The sequence below is a fragment of the Sphingomonas sp. BE123 genome (assembly GCF_031456015.1).
GTDB lineage: Bacteria > Pseudomonadota > Alphaproteobacteria > Sphingomonadales > Sphingomonadaceae > Sphingomonas.
Genome location: NZ_JAVDTW010000001.1, coordinates 410,739 through 425,410, shown reverse-complemented (window position 1 = coordinate 425,410; position 14,672 = coordinate 410,739). Strand labels below are relative to the sequence as shown.

Genomic DNA, 14,672 nt, shown 5'->3' with positions numbered 1-14,672 from the left:
GCGTGATTCGAGGTCGCGCCGGTTAATCGGCGGCGCGGTGCGCGTCGATCTGGCGCGTCACGAGCTCGATTGCCTTTTGTACCGCCGACTCGATCGACAGGAAGCTGGTATCGAGCACTGCCGCGTCGGCGGCAGCGACCAACGGAGCCTCGGTCCGCTTGCTGTCGCGCTCGTCCCGGGCGCGGATATCGGCCAGGACGCGGTCAAGGCTCACGGCTGATCCGCCCTTGCGCAATTCTGCATGACGGCGCCGTGCCCGGATCATCGGAGTCGCCTTGACGAACAGCTTGGCATGCGCGTTGGGCGCGATGACGGTGCCGATGTCGCGACCATCGAGGATTGCGCCCCCGGGCTGGGCGGCAAAACGCTTCTGGCGCTGAAGCAGCGCAGCGCGCACCAGCGGGTGCGCCGAGACGATCGAAGCCGCCTGGCCAACCTCGTCGCTGCGCAGCCACTCATCGGCGAGCAACAGGTCATCGAAGCTGGTTGCGGCGACCGCATCGGCTTCCTGCGCCGGGTCGAGCTCGTCGCGCAGCACTGTCGCCGCGACGGCCCGATACAGCAGCCCGGTGTCGAGATGCGGCAGGTCGAAATGCCGGGCGAGCGCCCGGGCAATCGTGCCCTTTCCGGAAGCGGCGGGTCCGTCGACGGCAATGATCATGGCTGGCGGTCGGTCAATCGGTCTAGCGTTGCGAAAAAGCCGGGATAGCTCGTCGCCACCGGGCCGGCGTCGTCGATCGAGACGGCATCGCGGGCGCCGAGTCCAGCCACGGCCATGCTCATCGCGATGCGGTGATCGAGTTTCGAGGCGATCGGTGCACCGCCGGCAATCGGCGCGCCGCCGGTCCCGACAATCGCCAGGCCATCCTCGAATTCCTCAAGCCGCACGCCATTGGGGGCCAGGGCCGCTGCCATCGCGGCGATGCGATCGGATTCCTTGACGCGCAGTTCCTCAGCCCCGCGCGCGACCGTTCGACCGTCGGCGAAAGCAGCGGCAACGAACAGCACGGGATATTCGTCGATCATGCTGGGTGCGAGGTCGGGCGGCACTTCGATCGCGCTCAGCGGTGCATGGCGGACCTGAAGGTCGGCGACCGGCTCCCCTCCGACCGTGCGCGGGTTCAACTCGGTAATGTCCGCGCCCATCATCCTGAGCGCGGTAACGATGCCGGTGCGAGTCGGGTTGAGACCGACATTGGCAATGACGATGTCCGAACCGGGCACGATCGACGCAGCGACCATCCAGAAGGCTGCCGACGACGGATCGCCGGGGACCGTGATTTGCTGCGGCTTCAGTTCGGCTTCGCCGCGAATCGCGATCATCCGACCCTGCGGCGTTTCCTCGACCGTCAGGTCGGCGCCAAAGCCGCGCAGCATCCGTTCGCTATGGTCCCGGGTCGGCACGGGTTCGAGCACGCGGGTCAGGCCCGGCGTGTTGAGGCCGGCAAGCAGAATGGCCGATTTGACCTGCGCCGACGCGACCGGAAGCGTGTATTCGATCGGCACGGCGGGGCTCAGACCGCGCATGGTCAGCGGCAGCCGATCGCCGGGGCTTGCGGTGAACTCCGCACCCATCGCCGACAGCGGCTCGATCACGCGCCCCATCGGCCGCTTCGACAGCGACGCATCGCCGATGAAGGTCGCCGTGATCGGATGGCTCGCGATCAGCCCCATCAGCAGCCGGGTCGATGTGCCCGAATTACCCATGTCGAGCGCACAAGCGGGCTGAAGCAGGCCGCCGACGCCGACGCCGGCGACGTGCCAGATTCCGGCAGCATCGCGCTCGATCTGCGCGCCCATCGCCCGCATCGCCGCGGCGGTGGCCAGCACGTCCTCGCCTTCCAGCAGCCCTTCGATCCGGCTTTCGCCAACCGCGAGTCCGGCAAACATGAGCGATCGGTGGCTGATCGACTTGTCACCCGGAACGACGACGGTGCCCCGCAACGGACCGCGGGCGGAAATGGCGAGGGGGAGGGGAGAATGCGCGCTCATTGGCGGCGGCTTTGACAGGGGGCTTGCGCTATGGCAAGGCGCCCGCCACTTCGAACGGGAACATGTTTCCCGTCATCCCTGTAAATTCGAACGAAAAGGCATAGAGCGGCACATGGTGAAGCCGGAATGGGGCACGAAGCGGACCTGCCCGAAATGCGCGACCCGCTTTTACGATCTGACCAAGGACGAACCGGTAACCTGCATCAACTGCGGGTTCGCGTGGGAGCCCGAGCCGATCCTGAAGTCGAAGCAGCCGCTGCCGTTCGAGGCCGTCAAGGCAGACGCCGAGAAGGTCAAGAAGGACGACGCCGACCTGGGTGACGAGGATCTGGACATTGACGAGGACGCAGAGGGCTCGCTCGATGACGACGTCGATCTGGGTGGCGACGACGACCTCGGTGTGGACACCGGCGACGACGACGAAGAAACCTAAAAAAAGCGGTTGCATACCGCGGAGTGGCTGCTAAACGCCACCTCCTTCCCGGAACGGATGGGGCCGTAGCTCAGCTGGGAGAGCGTCGCAATGGCATTGCGAAGGTCAGGGGTTCGATCCCCCTCGGCTCCACCATCCCCCGCATGACGGGGTGGATTTCCCGGGAAATCCAGCAGGTTTCGAAAAAGTCAAGCCGCCAGGCAGCTTGGTCCTGAGCCAAAAAAAGGGCCGCCCATCGGGCGGCCCTTTTTGCGTGCTTGCGGTACCGAGCGAACCGGGGCGGAGGTGTCCCGCCCCGGTCGCGCCGATTACTGGTCGAGGAACGAGCGCATCTTGCGGCTGCGGCTCGGGTGCTTGAGCTTGCGCAGCGCCTTGGCCTCGATCTGGCGGATGCGCTCGCGCGTCACGCTGAACTGCTGACCGACCTCCTCGAGCGTGTGGTCGGTGTTCATGCCGATGCCGAAGCGCATGCGCAGCACACGTTCCTCGCGCGGGGTGAGGCTGGCGAGGACGCGGGTGACCGTTTCCTTGAGGTTCGCCTGGATCGCGGCATCGACCGGGATGATCGCGTTCTTGTCCTCGATGAAGTCGCCGAGGTGCGAATCTTCCTCGTCGCCGATCGGCGTTTCGAGGCTGATCGGTTCCTTGGCGATTTTCATCACCTTGCGCACCTTCTCCAGCGGCATCGACAGGCGCTCGGCCATCTCCTCCGGAGTCGGTTCGCGGCCCTGTTCGTGCAGGAACTGGCGGCTGGTACGCACCAGCTTGTTGATCGTCTCGATCATGTGCACCGGGATGCGGATCGTGCGTGCCTGATCGGCGATCGAACGCGTGATCGCCTGACGGATCCACCAGGTCGCATAGGTGCTGAACTTGTAGCCGCGGCGATATTCGAACTTATCGACCGCCTTCATCAGGCCGATATTGCCCTCCTGAATGAGATCCAGAAACTGCAGGCCGCGATTGGTGTATTTCTTGGCGATCGAGATCACGAGGCGAAGATTGGCCTCGACCATCTCCTTCTTCGCGATGCGCGCCTCGCGCTCGCCCTTCTGCACCATGTTGACGATGCGGCGGAATTCGCCGAGCGCCATGCCGGTCTGCTGGCTGATCTCCGAGACTTCGACGCGGATGCGGTCGGCGGCTGCGGCTTCGTTGGTCGCGAACGCGGCCCATTTCTTGTCGAGCTTCGCGATCGATTCGAGCCAGTTCTCGTCCATCTCGTGATCGACATAGCGATCCAGAAAGTCCTTGCGGCTCACCTTGTGCCGTTCGGCAAGGCGCAGCATCTGGCCGCCCAGCGCGGTGAGGCGCCGGTTGAAGCTGTAGAGCTGGTCGACGAGATATTCGATCTTCGCCTGGTGGAACTGGACGCTTTCGACTTCGGCGGTCAGCTCTTCGCGCAGCTTGTGATATTTCTTCTCTTCGGCTGCCGACAATTCGCCGCCGGACGCCATCGCGTCGAGCCGCTGCTGCTGCACCTTGGCGAACTTCTTGTAGATCGCGGTGATGTTCGCGAACTTCTCGAGCGCCTGGGGCTTCAGCGTCTCTTCCATCTGGGCGAGGCTGAGCGTGTTGTCCTCGTCTTCGTCGTCCGACGGGCGCCGGGCGCGGCGCTCGGTCAGCTCGTCATCCTCGTCCTCGGCGCTTTCCTCCTCGACGTCTTCCTCTTCCTTGTAGGTCGCGCCGGCGGTCTTCTCGCTGATCTCGCCATTGTCATCTTCCTCGGCGCCTTCGACCTGCTCGGCGGACGGCCCCTTGGACAACATCGCGTCAAGGTCGAGAATCTCGCGCAGCTGCATCTCGCCGGCGTTGAGCGCGTCGGACCAGCCGATGATGGCGTTGAAGGTGATCGGCGACTCGCACAGGCCGAGGATCATCGTGTCGCGGCCGGCCTCGATGCGCTTGGCGATCGCGATTTCGCCTTCGCGGCTGAGCAGCTCGACCGCGCCCATCTCGCGCAGGTACATGCGCACCGGATCGTCGGTGCGATCGACGGTTTCCTTCTTCTTGGCGATTTCGAAGGCGGGTTCGTCGTCCTTGCTGTCGGCGTCGATCTCGTCCGGGGTTTCGTCCTCGGGCTGATCGTCCTCGCCGACATCCTCATTCTCGACGACGTTCACGCCCATGTCGCTGAGCGCAGACATGACGTCTTCGATCTGCTCGGACGTGAACTGGTCCTGCGGCAGCATTTCGTTCAGCTGGTCGACCGTGATGTAGCCGCGCTTCTTGGCGCGGGCGATCAGCTTCTTGATGGAGCCTTCGTTGAGATCGATCAGCGGTGCGTCGCCGGTATCCGTGGTTTCCGTGCCGTCCGCCATATTTGCCTTTGCCATCGACTGCCTTTGAAATCGTATGGCGGCTATTATACGCCGCCTAATCACTCAATTATGCTTCGTCCGCAAGCATCAGATTCGCGAGGCGGGACTCAAGCTCCGCCTTCTGCCTCACCAGCGCCACCTGACGTTCGAACGCAGCGTCGCTGAACTGCGCCTGCACCGCGGCCGTTGCCTCGGCCAGCGCAGCTTCGACACGCGGGCGTGCCGCCAGTACCGCAATCGCTTCGCTAAGGTCGAACGCGGCCCGGCCCGCGTCCCAATCCTTCTGGGTGAAGGTAAAGGGAAGCTGGTCGGCGCGCAGCAACTCGGCTGCCTGTGAATCGAAACCGGACGTCGTCAATATGGTGCGCAGCCGCGCGCTATCAAGCGCCTGATCTTCCAGCGCGACATCGACCACCGCTTCGAACAGCCGGCCAAGCGCCCCATCGGCATGGGCAAGGCTGGTCAGGGTTTCGACATGGCGGGCGATTTCGGCCGGGTGGCGGATCAGCCCGGCGAGCACCGCCTTGGCCAGCGTGCGGTCGATCCCGGTGGCGCCGATCGCCCGCGATTCCGGGCTGGGCGGCGGTTCGGGCGGCTGCCAGCGCTGGCCGGGCTTGAACGGGCCGCGCGACTGGCCGCGCGGCGTGAAGGCGCGCGGCGCGGGGGCAAAGTGTTCGTCGACCCGGCGGCGGAACTCGTTCACATATTCGTGACGGACATTGCCGTCCTGGATGGTCGCGGCGAGGTCCGACAGCCGCCGTTTGAGGCCGGCGCGCGCTTCGGGCGTGTCGACCGGCTCGGCCGCCAGTTCGTGGCTCCACAGCCGGTCGGCGAGCGGTTGGGCCGATGCCAGCAACGCTTCGAACGCCTGCGGCCCGGCGGCGCGCACCAGATCGTCGGGATCCTGTCCCGGCGGCAGCGTGACAAAGGCGAGGCTGCGGCCCGGCTGGAGCAGCGGCAGCGCACGATGTGCGGCGCGGATCGCCGCCTTTTGCCCGGCATTGTCGCCGTCGAAGGACAGATAGGGGATGTCGGCCATCCGCCACAGCCGCTCAAGCTGATGTTCGGTCATCGCCGTGCCGAGCGGGGCGACCGCTTCGCCAAAGCCGGCCTGCGCCAGTGCGATGACGTCCATATAGCCTTCGACCGCGATGACCCGCCCGGTCTTGCGCGACGCGGCCCCCGCACGGTCGAGGTTGTAGAGCGTGCGCCCCTTGTCGAACAGCGGGGTTTCGGGGGAGTTCAGATATTTGGGCTCGCCATCGCCGATGATGCGCCCGCCAAAACCGATCACGCGGCCGCGCGCATCCTTGATCGGGATCATCAGGCGACCGCGGAACCGGTCATAGGGTTCCTTGCCCTCGACCTGGATCAGCAGCCCCGCCTCGACCAGCAGCGCGTCGCCATAGCTTTTGAGCGCTTCACGCAGCCTGTTCCGCGAGTCCGGCGCATAGCCCATGCCAAAGGTCCGGGCGGTGTCGGCGGTGATGCCGCGGCGTTCGAGCAGCGCGCGCGCTTCGGCCCCGGCGATGCCGTGCAACTGATCGGTATAGAATTTGGCGGCGTCGGCCAGCGCCTCGTGCAGCCCCTTGGCGCGCTCCGCCCGCTGCGCCGCGCGCGGGTCGGCCTCCGGCATGTCGAGCCCGGCGGCGGCGGCCAGTTCCTTCACCGCATCGATGAAGGGTAGGCCGTCATGCTCGGTCATCCAGCGGATGGCGTCGCCATGCGCCCCGCAACCGAAGCAATGATAGAAGCCCTTGTCGTCGTTGATCGTGAAGCTGGGCGTCTTCTCGTTGTGAAAGGGGCAGCACGCCTTGTATTCGCGACCTGCGCGCGTGATCTTCACGCTGCGGCCGATCAGGGCCGACAGCGTGGTGCGCGCGCGCAGCTCGTCGAGAAAGGCGGGGGTAAGGGTCACCTCAGGCCAGCGCCGCCTTTACCAGACCGCTGGCCTTGCTCATGTCGAGGCTCGCCGCATGCCGCGCCTTCAGCTCAGCCATGACGCGGCCCATATCCTTCATGCCGGTGGCGCCAAGATCGGCCTTGATCGCCTCGATCGCGGCCTTGGTATCTTCCTCGCTCAGCTGGGCCGGGAGGAAGCGTTCGATCACTGCGACCTCGGCCTTTTCCTTGTCGGCAAGTTCCTGGCGGCCGCCCTTTTCGAACATCTCGATCGATTCGCGGCGCTGCTTCACCATCTTCTGCAGCACTTCCACGACCAGCGCGTCGTCGTCCGCGACGGGGCTTTGCGTGCGCGCCTCGATATCGCGGTTCTTGATCGCGCTCTGGATCAGGCGGATGGCGGCGGTCCCTTCCTTGTCGCCGCCCTTCATGGCGGTGACGAGGGCGGCCTTGATGTCGTCGCGGATCATTTGCTTCATCTTTCAACTGAATCGGAATTTGCCCCAGATAGTCGCGACGGACGGTTGACGCGAGGGGGGTAGGGGTCTAGCGGGCAGCGCTTAGCGACATCGCCGGAAAAACTGACAGGAGCGACCTTCTCTGATGGCCGAAGCCACGCCTATTGCTGTGCCCGAAGGTGCGACCGGAGTGCTGGTCCTTGCGACCGGCGAAGTGATCTGGGGCCGTGGATTCGGGGCCGAGGGCGCGGCGGCTGGGGAGGTCTGCTTCCACACCGCGATGACCGGATATCAGGAGATCATGACCGACCCGTCCTTCGCGGGCCAGATGATCTGCTTTACCTTCCCGCATATCGGCAATGTCGGCGCGAACCCGGACGATGTCGAGGCGGACAATCCGCACGCGCTGGGCATGATCGTGCGCGAGGATGTAACCGAGCCGAGCAATTTCCGCAGCGTCGAGCATCTCGACACGTGGATGAAGAAGCACAACCGCATCGGCCTTTCGGGCATCGACACCCGCGCGCTGACGCGGCGCATTCGCGGCAAGGGCGCACCGAACGGGGTGATCGCGCATTCGGCTTCGGGCGACTTCGATATTCCGGCGCTGATCGAACAGGCAAAGGCCTGGCCGGGGCTGGAGGGCATGGACCTGGCCATCACCGTCACCACCGAGACGCATTTCGGGTGGGAAGGCGGCGTGTGGCGGCTGGGCTTTGGCTATGAGGTCGATGGCGATGGCGCGCGCCCGCATGTCGTGGCGATCGATTATGGATCGAAGCACAATATCTTCCGCAATCTCGTAAAGGCCGGGGCGAAGGTGACGGTGCTGCCCGCGACCGCGACCGCCGAGCAGGTGCTGAGCTTCAACCCCGACGGCATCTTCCTGTCGAACGGGCCGGGCGATCCGGCCGCGACCGGCGAATATGCTGTGCCGGTGATCCGCGAGCTGCTGGCGACCAAGAAGCCGTTGTTCGGAATCTGCCTTGGCCATCAGCTGCTGGCGCTGGCGGCGGGCGCGCAGACGACCAAGATGTTCCAGGGGCATCGCGGCGCGAACCACCCGGTCAAACGGCTGAGCGACGGCGCGGTTGAGATCACGTCGATGAACCACGGCTTTGCGGTCGAGAGCGCGACGTTGCCCGCGGGCGTGGTCGAGACGCATGTGTCGCTGTTCGACGGCAGCAATTGCGGGATCGAGATTGACGGTGGGCGGGCGTTTAGCGTGCAGTACCACCCCGAGGCGTCGCCGGGGCCGCAGGATAGCTTCTATCTGTTCGAGCGGTTTGTGGGGATGTTGCGGTGACGAATGCTGAGGAAGGCTTAAAGCTTTCTGACGTGCTTCGAGACTTTCATGCAAATGGGGTCTCCGCCAACGAACCACTCCGTTGGTATCAGGACTTTGAATGCTTCGACCTTCGCGCTGAGGCAGTGGATGCACTCGCAAGAGACTTGGCGTCGCTGGGGTTCGAACGGCTGAATTTCTGGGGGGCGGAACGCGAAGGTTATCTCGAGACACGCCGGATTGGCCTTCTCAGTGTCGAGATAGTGGAGCGGTTGCAATGCGCACTCGAAGAAGTAGCTGCGCGGCACGCAACGAAAGTATTTATGAACTGCCTAATCAGGGCTGAGGAAGACGATAGCGAATATGCCTAAACGCACTGACATCTCCTCCATCCTCGTCATTGGCGCTGGTCCCATCGTGATCGGTCAGGCGTGCGAGTTCGATTATTCGGGCACGCAGGCGATCAAGGCGCTCAAGGAAGAGGGCTATCGTATCGTCCTGGTCAATTCGAACCCGGCGACGATCATGACCGATCCCGAGCTGGCCGACGCGACCTATGTCGAGCCGATCACGCCCGCCGTGGTCGCCAAGATCATCGAGAAGGAGCGGCCAGACGCGGTCCTGCCGACGATGGGCGGGCAGACGGCGCTGAATACCGCGCTGGCGCTGGCACAGGATGGCACGCTGGAGAAGTTCGGCGTCACCATGATCGGCGCGAATGCCGAGGCGATCGACAAGGCCGAGGATCGGCTGAAATTCCGCGACGCGATGGACAAGATCGGGCTCGACAGTGCGCGCTCGGCGATTGCGCACAGCGAGGCCGAGGCGCTGGAGGGGCTGGAGAAGGTCGGGCTGCCGGCGATCATCCGTCCGTCCTTCACGCTGGGCGGCACCGGCGGCGGCATTGCGTACAACAAGGAAGAGTTCATCGAGATCGTCCGCAAGGGGCTGGATGCATCGCCGACGACCGAGGTGCTGATCGAGGAATCGCTCCTCGGTTGGAAGGAATATGAGATGGAGGTCGTGCGGGACCGCAACGACAACTGCATCATCATCTGTTCGATCGAGAATGTCGACGCGATGGGCACCCATACGGGTGACTCGATCACGGTCGCGCCCGCGCTGACGCTGACCGACAAGGAATATCAGATCATGCGCAACGCCAGCATCGCGGTGCTGCGCGAGATCGGCGTCGAGACCGGCGGGTCGAACGTGCAGTTCGCGGTGAACCCGAAGGACGGGCGCCTGATCGTGATCGAGATGAATCCGCGCGTGTCGCGGTCTTCGGCGCTGGCGAGCAAGGCGACCGGCTTTCCGATCGCCAAGGTCGCGGCGAAGCTGGCGGTCGGCTATACGCTGGACGAGATCACCAACGACATTACCGGCGCGACGCCGGCGAGCTTCGAGCCGACGATCGACTATGTCGTGACCAAGATCCCGCGCTTTGCGTTCGAGAAGTTCAAGGGCGCCGAGGCGACGCTGGGCACGGCGATGAAGTCGGTCGGCGAGGTGATGGCGATCGGCCGCAACATTCATGAATCGATGCAGAAGGCGCTGCGCGGGCTGGAGACCGGCCTGTCCGGCTTCAACAATGTCGAGCATCTGCAGGGCGCGCCGCGCGACGTGATCGAGGCGGCGCTGGCGCAGCGCACGCCCGACCGGCTGCTGATCGCGGCGCAGGCGCTGCGTGAGGGCTTTACGGTCGCCGAGGTCCATGCGCTCGCGGCGTACGACCCGTGGTTCCTGGAGCGGATTGCCGAGATCATCGCGGCGGAAGAGGGCGTGTGCCGCAACGGCCTGCCGCAGGATGCCGCTGGGATGCGGCGGCTCAAGTCGATGGGGTTCAGCGACAAAAGGCTGGCGTGGCTGGCGTTGCGCTCGGCGAACCTGCGCGAAGGCACCGACGCGATGGCGAAGTCGTCTGGCCTGATCGGTGAGGTCGTCAAGGCGATGACCGGCGGGGTGACCGAGGCGGATGTGCGCAAGCTGCGCCACAAGCTTGGCGTCCGTCCGGTGTTCAAGCGCATCGACACCTGCGCCGCCGAGTTCGATGCCAAGACGCCCTATATGTACTCGACCTATGAGGCGCCGTCCTTTGGCGCGCCCGAGTGCGAGAGCATGCCGTCGGCGCGCAAGAAGGTCGTGATCCTGGGCGGCGGGCCGAACCGGATCGGGCAGGGGATCGAGTTCGATTATTGCTGCTGCCACGCCTGCTTCGCGCTGGCGGATGCGGGCTATGAGACGATCATGGTCAACTGCAACCCGGAAACGGTGAGCACCGATTATGACACGTCAGACCGGCTGTATTTCGAGCCGCTGACGGCGGAGGATGTGCTGGAGATCCTGCATGTCGAGATGTCGAACGGCACGCTCGCCGGGGTGATCGTCCAGTTTGGCGGGCAGACGCCGCTGAACCTCGCGCGCGCGCTGGAGCAGGCGGGGATCCCGATCCTGGGCACCAGCCCGGATGCGATCGACCTGGCCGAGGATCGCGAGCTGTTCGCCGACCTGGTCGCGCGGCTTGGCCTCAAGCAGCCCAAGAACGGCATTGCGCGCAGCCGCGAAGAGGCGATCGCGGTAGCCGAGCGGATCGGCTATCCGGTGCTGACGCGGCCGAGCTTCGTGCTGGGTGGCCGGGCGATGGAGATTGTCGATACCCCCGAGCAGCTGGATCATTATATCCAGACCGCGGTGCAGGTGTCGGGCGATGCCCCGGTGCTGATCGACCAGTATCTGCGCGACGCGATCGAGGTCGATGTCGACGCGATCAGCGACGGCGACGATGTGGTGGTCGCAGGCGTGCTGCAGCATATCGAGGAGGCGGGCGTCCATTCGGGCGACAGCGCGTGCTCGCTGCCGCCCTACAGCCTGCCCGACGCGATCATCGCGGAAATCGAGCGACAGGCGGACGCGCTGGCGCGCGCGCTGAGCGTCAAGGGCCTGATGAACATCCAGTTCGCGGTCAAGGACGGCGAAGTGTACCTGATCGAGGTGAACCCGCGTGCATCGCGGACGGTGCCGTTCGTCGCCAAGGCCATCGGCGTGCCGATTGCGAAGATCGCGAGCCGCGTGATGGCGGGCGAGAAGCTGAAGGACCTGCCGGCCATCGATCGTGACATCGATTATATCGCGGTCAAGGAAGCGGTGTTCCCGTTCAACCGCTTCCCCGGCGTCGATCCGGTGCTGTCACCGGAAATGAAGTCCACCGGCGAAGTGATGGGGATCGATCGCGATTTCCCGACCGCCTTTGCCAAGGCGCAGCTGGGCGCGGGCACGGTGCTGCCCAAGGGCGGCAATGTGTTCGTCAGCGTCAAGGACAGCGACAAGCCGGTGGTGCTGCCGGGCGTGAAGCTGCTGGTCGAACAGGGTTTCACCATCGTCGCGACCGGCGGGACCGCCGACTATCTGGCGGCGCAGGGCGTTCCGGTCGAGCGGGTCAACAAGGTGGCGCAGGGTCGTCCGCATATCGTCGACCGAATCCGTGACGGCGACATTGCGCTGATTTTCAACACCACCGAAGGGTGGCAGTCGCTGAAGGACAGCGAATCGATCCGCGCGTCGGCGCTGTCGCTGAAGATCCCGTACTTCACCACGGCGCCCGCCAGCGTCGCCGCAGCGCAGGCCATTACGGCGCTGAGCGGCCAGTCCCTTGAAGTCCGTCCGTTGCAGGCCTACTATTCGCAATCGCACAATTGATCCCCCACAACGTGAGTTAGGGTGCGGGCGGGCCAATTCTGGCACGTCGGGGAAGGGGTTTTGACGAAGGACGGGTACGGGATGGCGACGGTCGAAAAGATGCCGATGCTGGCGGAAGGCTATGAGAAGCTCAACGAGCAGCTCAAAATGCTGAAAGCCGAGCGTCCGCTGATTGTCGACGCGATCGAGGAGGCCCGCGCGCATGGCGACCTGTCCGAAAACGCCGAATATCACGCGGCGAAGGAACGGCAGGGGCAGATCGAGGCGTCGATCGCCGATATCGAGGACAAGCTGAGCCGCGCGCAGATCATCGATCCGCGCGAACTGTCGGGCGACCGCATCGTGTTCGGCGCAACGGTGACGCTGCTCGATGAGGACGACAAGACGGTGAAGTACCAGATTGTCGGCCAGGCCGAGGCGGACGCCAAAACCGGTCGGATCAGCTACAACTCGCCGCTCGGCCGCGCGCTGATCGGCAAGAGCCTGGGCGATGAGGTCGAAGTGACCGTGCCGGCGGGAGATCGCTGGTACGAAGTCAGCAAGATCGAGTTTATCTGATCGGGTCCTCCCCCAGCTCGCTGGGGGAGGAGGTAAGTCAGCCTTCCATGTCCGGCTCGAGCAGCCGGTGAAGGTGCACGACCACATATTTCATTTCGGCATCATCGACGGTGCGCTGCGCGGCAGCGCGCCACGCCTTTTCAGCGCTGGCATAATCGGGGAACACCCCGACCACGTCGAGCTTGGTCGGATCCTGGAAATCGAGCGTCATCGGATCGGTCACGCGACCGCCAAAGACGAGATGCAATTTGCTCATATAGGCTCCCGGGGAATGAGATACCCCGGGGCCTTAGCCGCGATGCCACGCTCCACTCAATACCGTGCCGCACCGTAATGCGCGCGGCACGGTGACGGTCAGGCGTCGGCCTTGGTTGATGCGGCTTCCTTTGCGGCAGTGAGCGCCGAGCCGATGATCTTGCCGATCTGCTCCTTGGCCGCGTCGCGCTGGGGCAGAATCGCATCGATCTCGGCCTTGCCGGCTTCCCGTGCGGCCGCCGCTGCAGCAGTGGCGCTTTCCGCGATGCGCTTGCCGACCGGGGCGAGCAGTTCCTTTTCCTTTTGCAGGCGCGGGATCAGCGCACCGATTACCACGCCCAGTGCGACACCGCCTGCGACAAGCGCCAGCGGGTTCTGCTCGAGCCCTTCGGAGCGCGAGCCGGTGGCGGCCTTGCGGGATTTGCTCATTTCGACGATCCTTTCTTTCGACGGGCCTTGCCCGCGGATGTGTGCGTTGCGCTGCGCTTCTTCAAACTCGCCTTGACGATCGTGGTTGCACCGCCGGCGAGGATGCGTGCGAGCGGGCGGCGCGCGAGGAACACGATGGCCGCCCCGGCGACTGCCGCGACCGTGCGCGGATGGGCGCGAACGGTCGCGACCGTGTCTCGCGCCACGCCCAGGGCGACGGTTTCGACCGCATCCTGGGCGAGCGTGACGGGGTTGACCCGTGCCTGAACCCGATCGAGCGTCGCGAATAGCCGGGTACGCGCGCTGAGCCGCCGCGCGTCCGCATCCGCAAGGGCGGAGGGCACATCGCTCATGGCACGTCCCGGGGGCGCACGGCACGGCGATAGCGCTGCAGCGCCGTGCGTGCCGCAAGTCCGGCCGCACCCATCGCGGCCAAGACGACCACCAAGGTCGCGCCGGCTGGGCCGATATGGGGCGACAGGATCAGGACCAGCCCGACGATGAGCGCGATTGCTGCGGAATTTGCGAGCAGGAAGACGATTGCACCGAAGATCAGCGCCGCGCGTGCGTCCGCAATCCGGGCTAACGCCAGCGTCTTCCAATAGGCAATTTCCGCCTCGGCATAGGCACGCGCATCGGCCACCGCTTGAGCAGCCAATGTGCCGATGCTGTCATCGTCCCGTTCGTCCACCATGCCCCCCAAGCTCGATCATGCCGTGGGGCGGTCGTCCGGATCGCTCCGGTTCGGATCGCCCTTGTCGGCAAGGTCGCCAGCAGCATCGAGCCCGGACTTGAGCAAGCGTGCAAGGACGAAGCCGACTCCGGCCGCGATGCCGACGGCAACCGCCGGGCTCTTCTCCACGAACTCGCGCGCGTCATCGAGCAGGTCGTCTACCTGCTTGCCGCGCAGCGATTCGGCGAGGCCGGAAATCTGATCGGCGGCGGAGCGGGCATATTGGCCATATTGCTCGCCAAGCTTTTCATCGACCGTGCCGGCGGCATCGCGCATCAGGTTGGAGAATTCGTCGAGCGCGCCGGTCGCCTTTTCCTTGCCGGTATCGGCAAAGGAGCGCGCCTTGTCGCCCGCCTGGCCGGCGAGCTTGCCCGCCTCGTCGCGAACAAAGGCGCCTGCGCTGCGTTTGCCCGGCTCGTCCGTCGTGCTTCCTGCGGGTCGCGTCGCGACAAGCGCATCGGTCGCCGGATCCATGCTCTGGTCCTTGGGGAAAGTTTCGTCAGCCATCGCTCGAATCCCTTTTGCTGCTTCGCCCAGACAACCATGGCGCGGCGCGAGGGTTCCCCGCCATCCGTGATTTGCCCAGCGGCGACGAACGGGATAGAGGCCC

At 65.1% G+C, this 14,672-nt stretch carries 15 protein-coding genes and 1 tRNA gene; 6 read left to right on the top strand and 10 right to left on the bottom strand.

The annotated features are described in order from the left end of the window. Positions 1-22 precede the first annotated feature (22 nt). On the bottom strand, positions 23-661 hold the full coding sequence (cmk, locus tag J2Y54_RS01970) for a (d)CMP kinase (protein ID WP_310036487.1): 639 nt from the start codon (positions 659-661) through the stop codon (positions 23-25). After that, positions 658-1,992, bottom strand: a complete 1,335-nt coding sequence (aroA, locus tag J2Y54_RS01965; RefSeq protein ID WP_310036486.1) for a 3-phosphoshikimate 1-carboxyvinyltransferase — start codon at positions 1,990-1,992, stop codon at positions 658-660. The genes cmk and aroA overlap by 4 nt, the downstream gene beginning before the upstream one ends. A gap of 112 nt (positions 1,993-2,104) precedes the next feature. Here aroA and J2Y54_RS01960 point away from each other — a divergent pair, with 112 nt between their 5' ends. Together J2Y54_RS01960 and J2Y54_RS01955 are read left to right on the top strand one after the other, a co-directional pair. Further along, entirely contained in the window at positions 2,105-2,425 is a 321-nt protein-coding gene (locus J2Y54_RS01960) for an FYDLN acid domain-containing protein (protein ID WP_310036485.1), read from the top strand. A 59-nt stretch (positions 2,426-2,484) separates the two neighbouring features. Further along, a tRNA-Ala gene (locus tag J2Y54_RS01955) sits at positions 2,485-2,560 on the top strand. Positions 2,561-2,733: 173 nt separating this feature from the next. Here the strand turns inward: J2Y54_RS01955 and rpoD are convergent. Genes rpoD through J2Y54_RS01940 form a run of 3 tightly spaced genes read right to left on the bottom strand, consistent with a single transcriptional unit; the run spans position 2,734 to position 7,118 of the window. Further along, positions 2,734-4,761 (bottom strand): RNA polymerase sigma factor RpoD, encoded by a 2,028-nt coding sequence (gene rpoD, locus J2Y54_RS01950; protein ID WP_310036484.1) that lies wholly within the window; start codon positions 4,759-4,761, stop codon positions 2,734-2,736. Positions 4,762-4,813: 52 nt separating this feature from the next. After that, complete coding sequence (dnaG, locus tag J2Y54_RS01945) at positions 4,814-6,664, bottom strand: DNA primase (RefSeq protein WP_310036483.1); 1,851 nt, start codon at positions 6,662-6,664, stop codon at positions 4,814-4,816. A 1-nt stretch (position 6,665) separates the two neighbouring features. Continuing rightward, the gene (locus tag J2Y54_RS01940) at positions 6,666-7,118 is read right to left on the bottom strand and encodes a GatB/YqeY domain-containing protein (RefSeq protein WP_310038425.1); all 453 of its coding nucleotides are present in this window, start codon (positions 7,116-7,118) and stop codon (positions 6,666-6,668) included. A gap of 133 nt (positions 7,119-7,251) precedes the next feature. Here J2Y54_RS01940 and carA point away from each other — a divergent pair, with 133 nt between their 5' ends. The 4 genes from carA (at position 7,252) to greA (ending at position 12,645) form a co-directional block, all read left to right on the top strand. Further along, positions 7,252-8,412, top strand: a complete 1,161-nt coding sequence (gene carA, locus J2Y54_RS01935; RefSeq protein WP_310036482.1) for a glutamine-hydrolyzing carbamoyl-phosphate synthase small subunit — start codon at positions 7,252-7,254, stop codon at positions 8,410-8,412. Beyond that, a complete protein-coding gene (locus tag J2Y54_RS01930; RefSeq protein WP_310036481.1) occupies positions 8,409-8,762 on the top strand; it encodes a hypothetical protein in 354 nt (117 codons plus the stop codon). Before carA ends, J2Y54_RS01930 begins: the two co-directional genes overlap by 4 nt. Continuing rightward, a complete protein-coding gene (carB, locus tag J2Y54_RS01925) occupies positions 8,755-12,087 on the top strand; it encodes a carbamoyl-phosphate synthase large subunit (protein WP_310036480.1) in 3,333 nt (1,110 codons plus the stop codon). The genes J2Y54_RS01930 and carB overlap by 8 nt, the downstream gene beginning before the upstream one ends. An 81-nt stretch (positions 12,088-12,168) precedes the next feature. Continuing rightward, entirely contained in the window at positions 12,169-12,645 is a 477-nt protein-coding gene (greA, locus tag J2Y54_RS01920; protein ID WP_310036479.1) for a transcription elongation factor GreA, read from the top strand. A gap of 37 nt (positions 12,646-12,682) precedes the next feature. On the opposite strand, the gene J2Y54_RS01915 is transcribed toward greA, so the two are convergent. From J2Y54_RS01915 to J2Y54_RS01895, 5 genes are all read right to left on the bottom strand, one after another. Further along, on the bottom strand, positions 12,683-12,901 hold the full coding sequence (locus tag J2Y54_RS01915) for a DUF4170 domain-containing protein (protein ID WP_310036478.1): 219 nt from the start codon (positions 12,899-12,901) through the stop codon (positions 12,683-12,685). A 98-nt stretch (positions 12,902-12,999) separates the two neighbouring features. Further along, positions 13,000-13,329: a hypothetical protein gene (locus J2Y54_RS01910; RefSeq protein ID WP_310036477.1), complete on the bottom strand. Its 330-nt coding sequence runs from the start codon at positions 13,327-13,329 to the stop codon at positions 13,000-13,002. Then, positions 13,326-13,682 carry a hypothetical protein gene (locus tag J2Y54_RS01905; protein ID WP_310036476.1) on the bottom strand — a complete coding sequence of 119 codons (357 nt, stop codon included), beginning with the start codon at positions 13,680-13,682 and terminating at the stop codon, positions 13,326-13,328. The genes J2Y54_RS01910 and J2Y54_RS01905 overlap by 4 nt, the downstream gene beginning before the upstream one ends. Further along, positions 13,679-14,023, bottom strand: a complete 345-nt coding sequence (locus tag J2Y54_RS01900) for a hypothetical protein (RefSeq protein ID WP_310036475.1) — start codon at positions 14,021-14,023, stop codon at positions 13,679-13,681. Before J2Y54_RS01900 ends, J2Y54_RS01905 begins: the two co-directional genes overlap by 4 nt. Before the next feature lie 15 nt (positions 14,024-14,038). Then, entirely contained in the window at positions 14,039-14,569 is a 531-nt protein-coding gene (locus J2Y54_RS01895) for a DUF883 C-terminal domain-containing protein (RefSeq protein ID WP_310036474.1), read from the bottom strand. Between the last annotated feature and the right edge of the window lie 103 nt (positions 14,570-14,672).

Excerpts from the sequence above, each read along its gene's own strand:
- J2Y54_RS01895 (WP_310036474.1), bottom strand. The coding sequence starts at position 14,569 with ATGGCTGACGAAACTTTCCCCAAGGACCAGAGCATGGATCCGGCGACC.
- J2Y54_RS01910 (WP_310036477.1), bottom strand. The coding sequence starts at position 13,329 with ATGAGCAAATCCCGCAAGGCCGCCACCGGCTCGCGCTCCGAAGGGCTC.
- J2Y54_RS01905 (WP_310036476.1), bottom strand. The coding sequence starts at position 13,682 with ATGAGCGATGTGCCCTCCGCCCTTGCGGATGCGGACGCGCGGCGGCTC.
- carB (WP_310036480.1), top strand. The coding sequence starts at position 8,755 with ATGCCTAAACGCACTGACATCTCCTCCATCCTCGTCATTGGCGCTGGT.
- J2Y54_RS01900 (WP_310036475.1), bottom strand. The coding sequence starts at position 14,023 with ATGGTGGACGAACGGGACGATGACAGCATCGGCACATTGGCTGCTCAA.
- J2Y54_RS01960 (WP_310036485.1), top strand. The coding sequence starts at position 2,105 with ATGGTGAAGCCGGAATGGGGCACGAAGCGGACCTGCCCGAAATGCGCG.
- rpoD (WP_310036484.1), bottom strand. The coding sequence starts at position 4,761 with ATGGCAAAGGCAAATATGGCGGACGGCACGGAAACCACGGATACCGGC.
- cmk (WP_310036487.1), bottom strand. The coding sequence starts at position 661 with ATGATCATTGCCGTCGACGGACCCGCCGCTTCCGGAAAGGGCACGATT.
- aroA (WP_310036486.1), bottom strand. The coding sequence starts at position 1,992 with ATGAGCGCGCATTCTCCCCTCCCCCTCGCCATTTCCGCCCGCGGTCCG.
- carA (WP_310036482.1), top strand. The coding sequence starts at position 7,252 with ATGGCCGAAGCCACGCCTATTGCTGTGCCCGAAGGTGCGACCGGAGTG.
- J2Y54_RS01940 (WP_310038425.1), bottom strand. The coding sequence starts at position 7,118 with ATGATCCGCGACGACATCAAGGCCGCCCTCGTCACCGCCATGAAGGGC.
- J2Y54_RS01915 (WP_310036478.1), bottom strand. The coding sequence starts at position 12,901 with ATGAGCAAATTGCATCTCGTCTTTGGCGGTCGCGTGACCGATCCGATG.
- greA (WP_310036479.1), top strand. The coding sequence starts at position 12,169 with ATGGCGACGGTCGAAAAGATGCCGATGCTGGCGGAAGGCTATGAGAAG.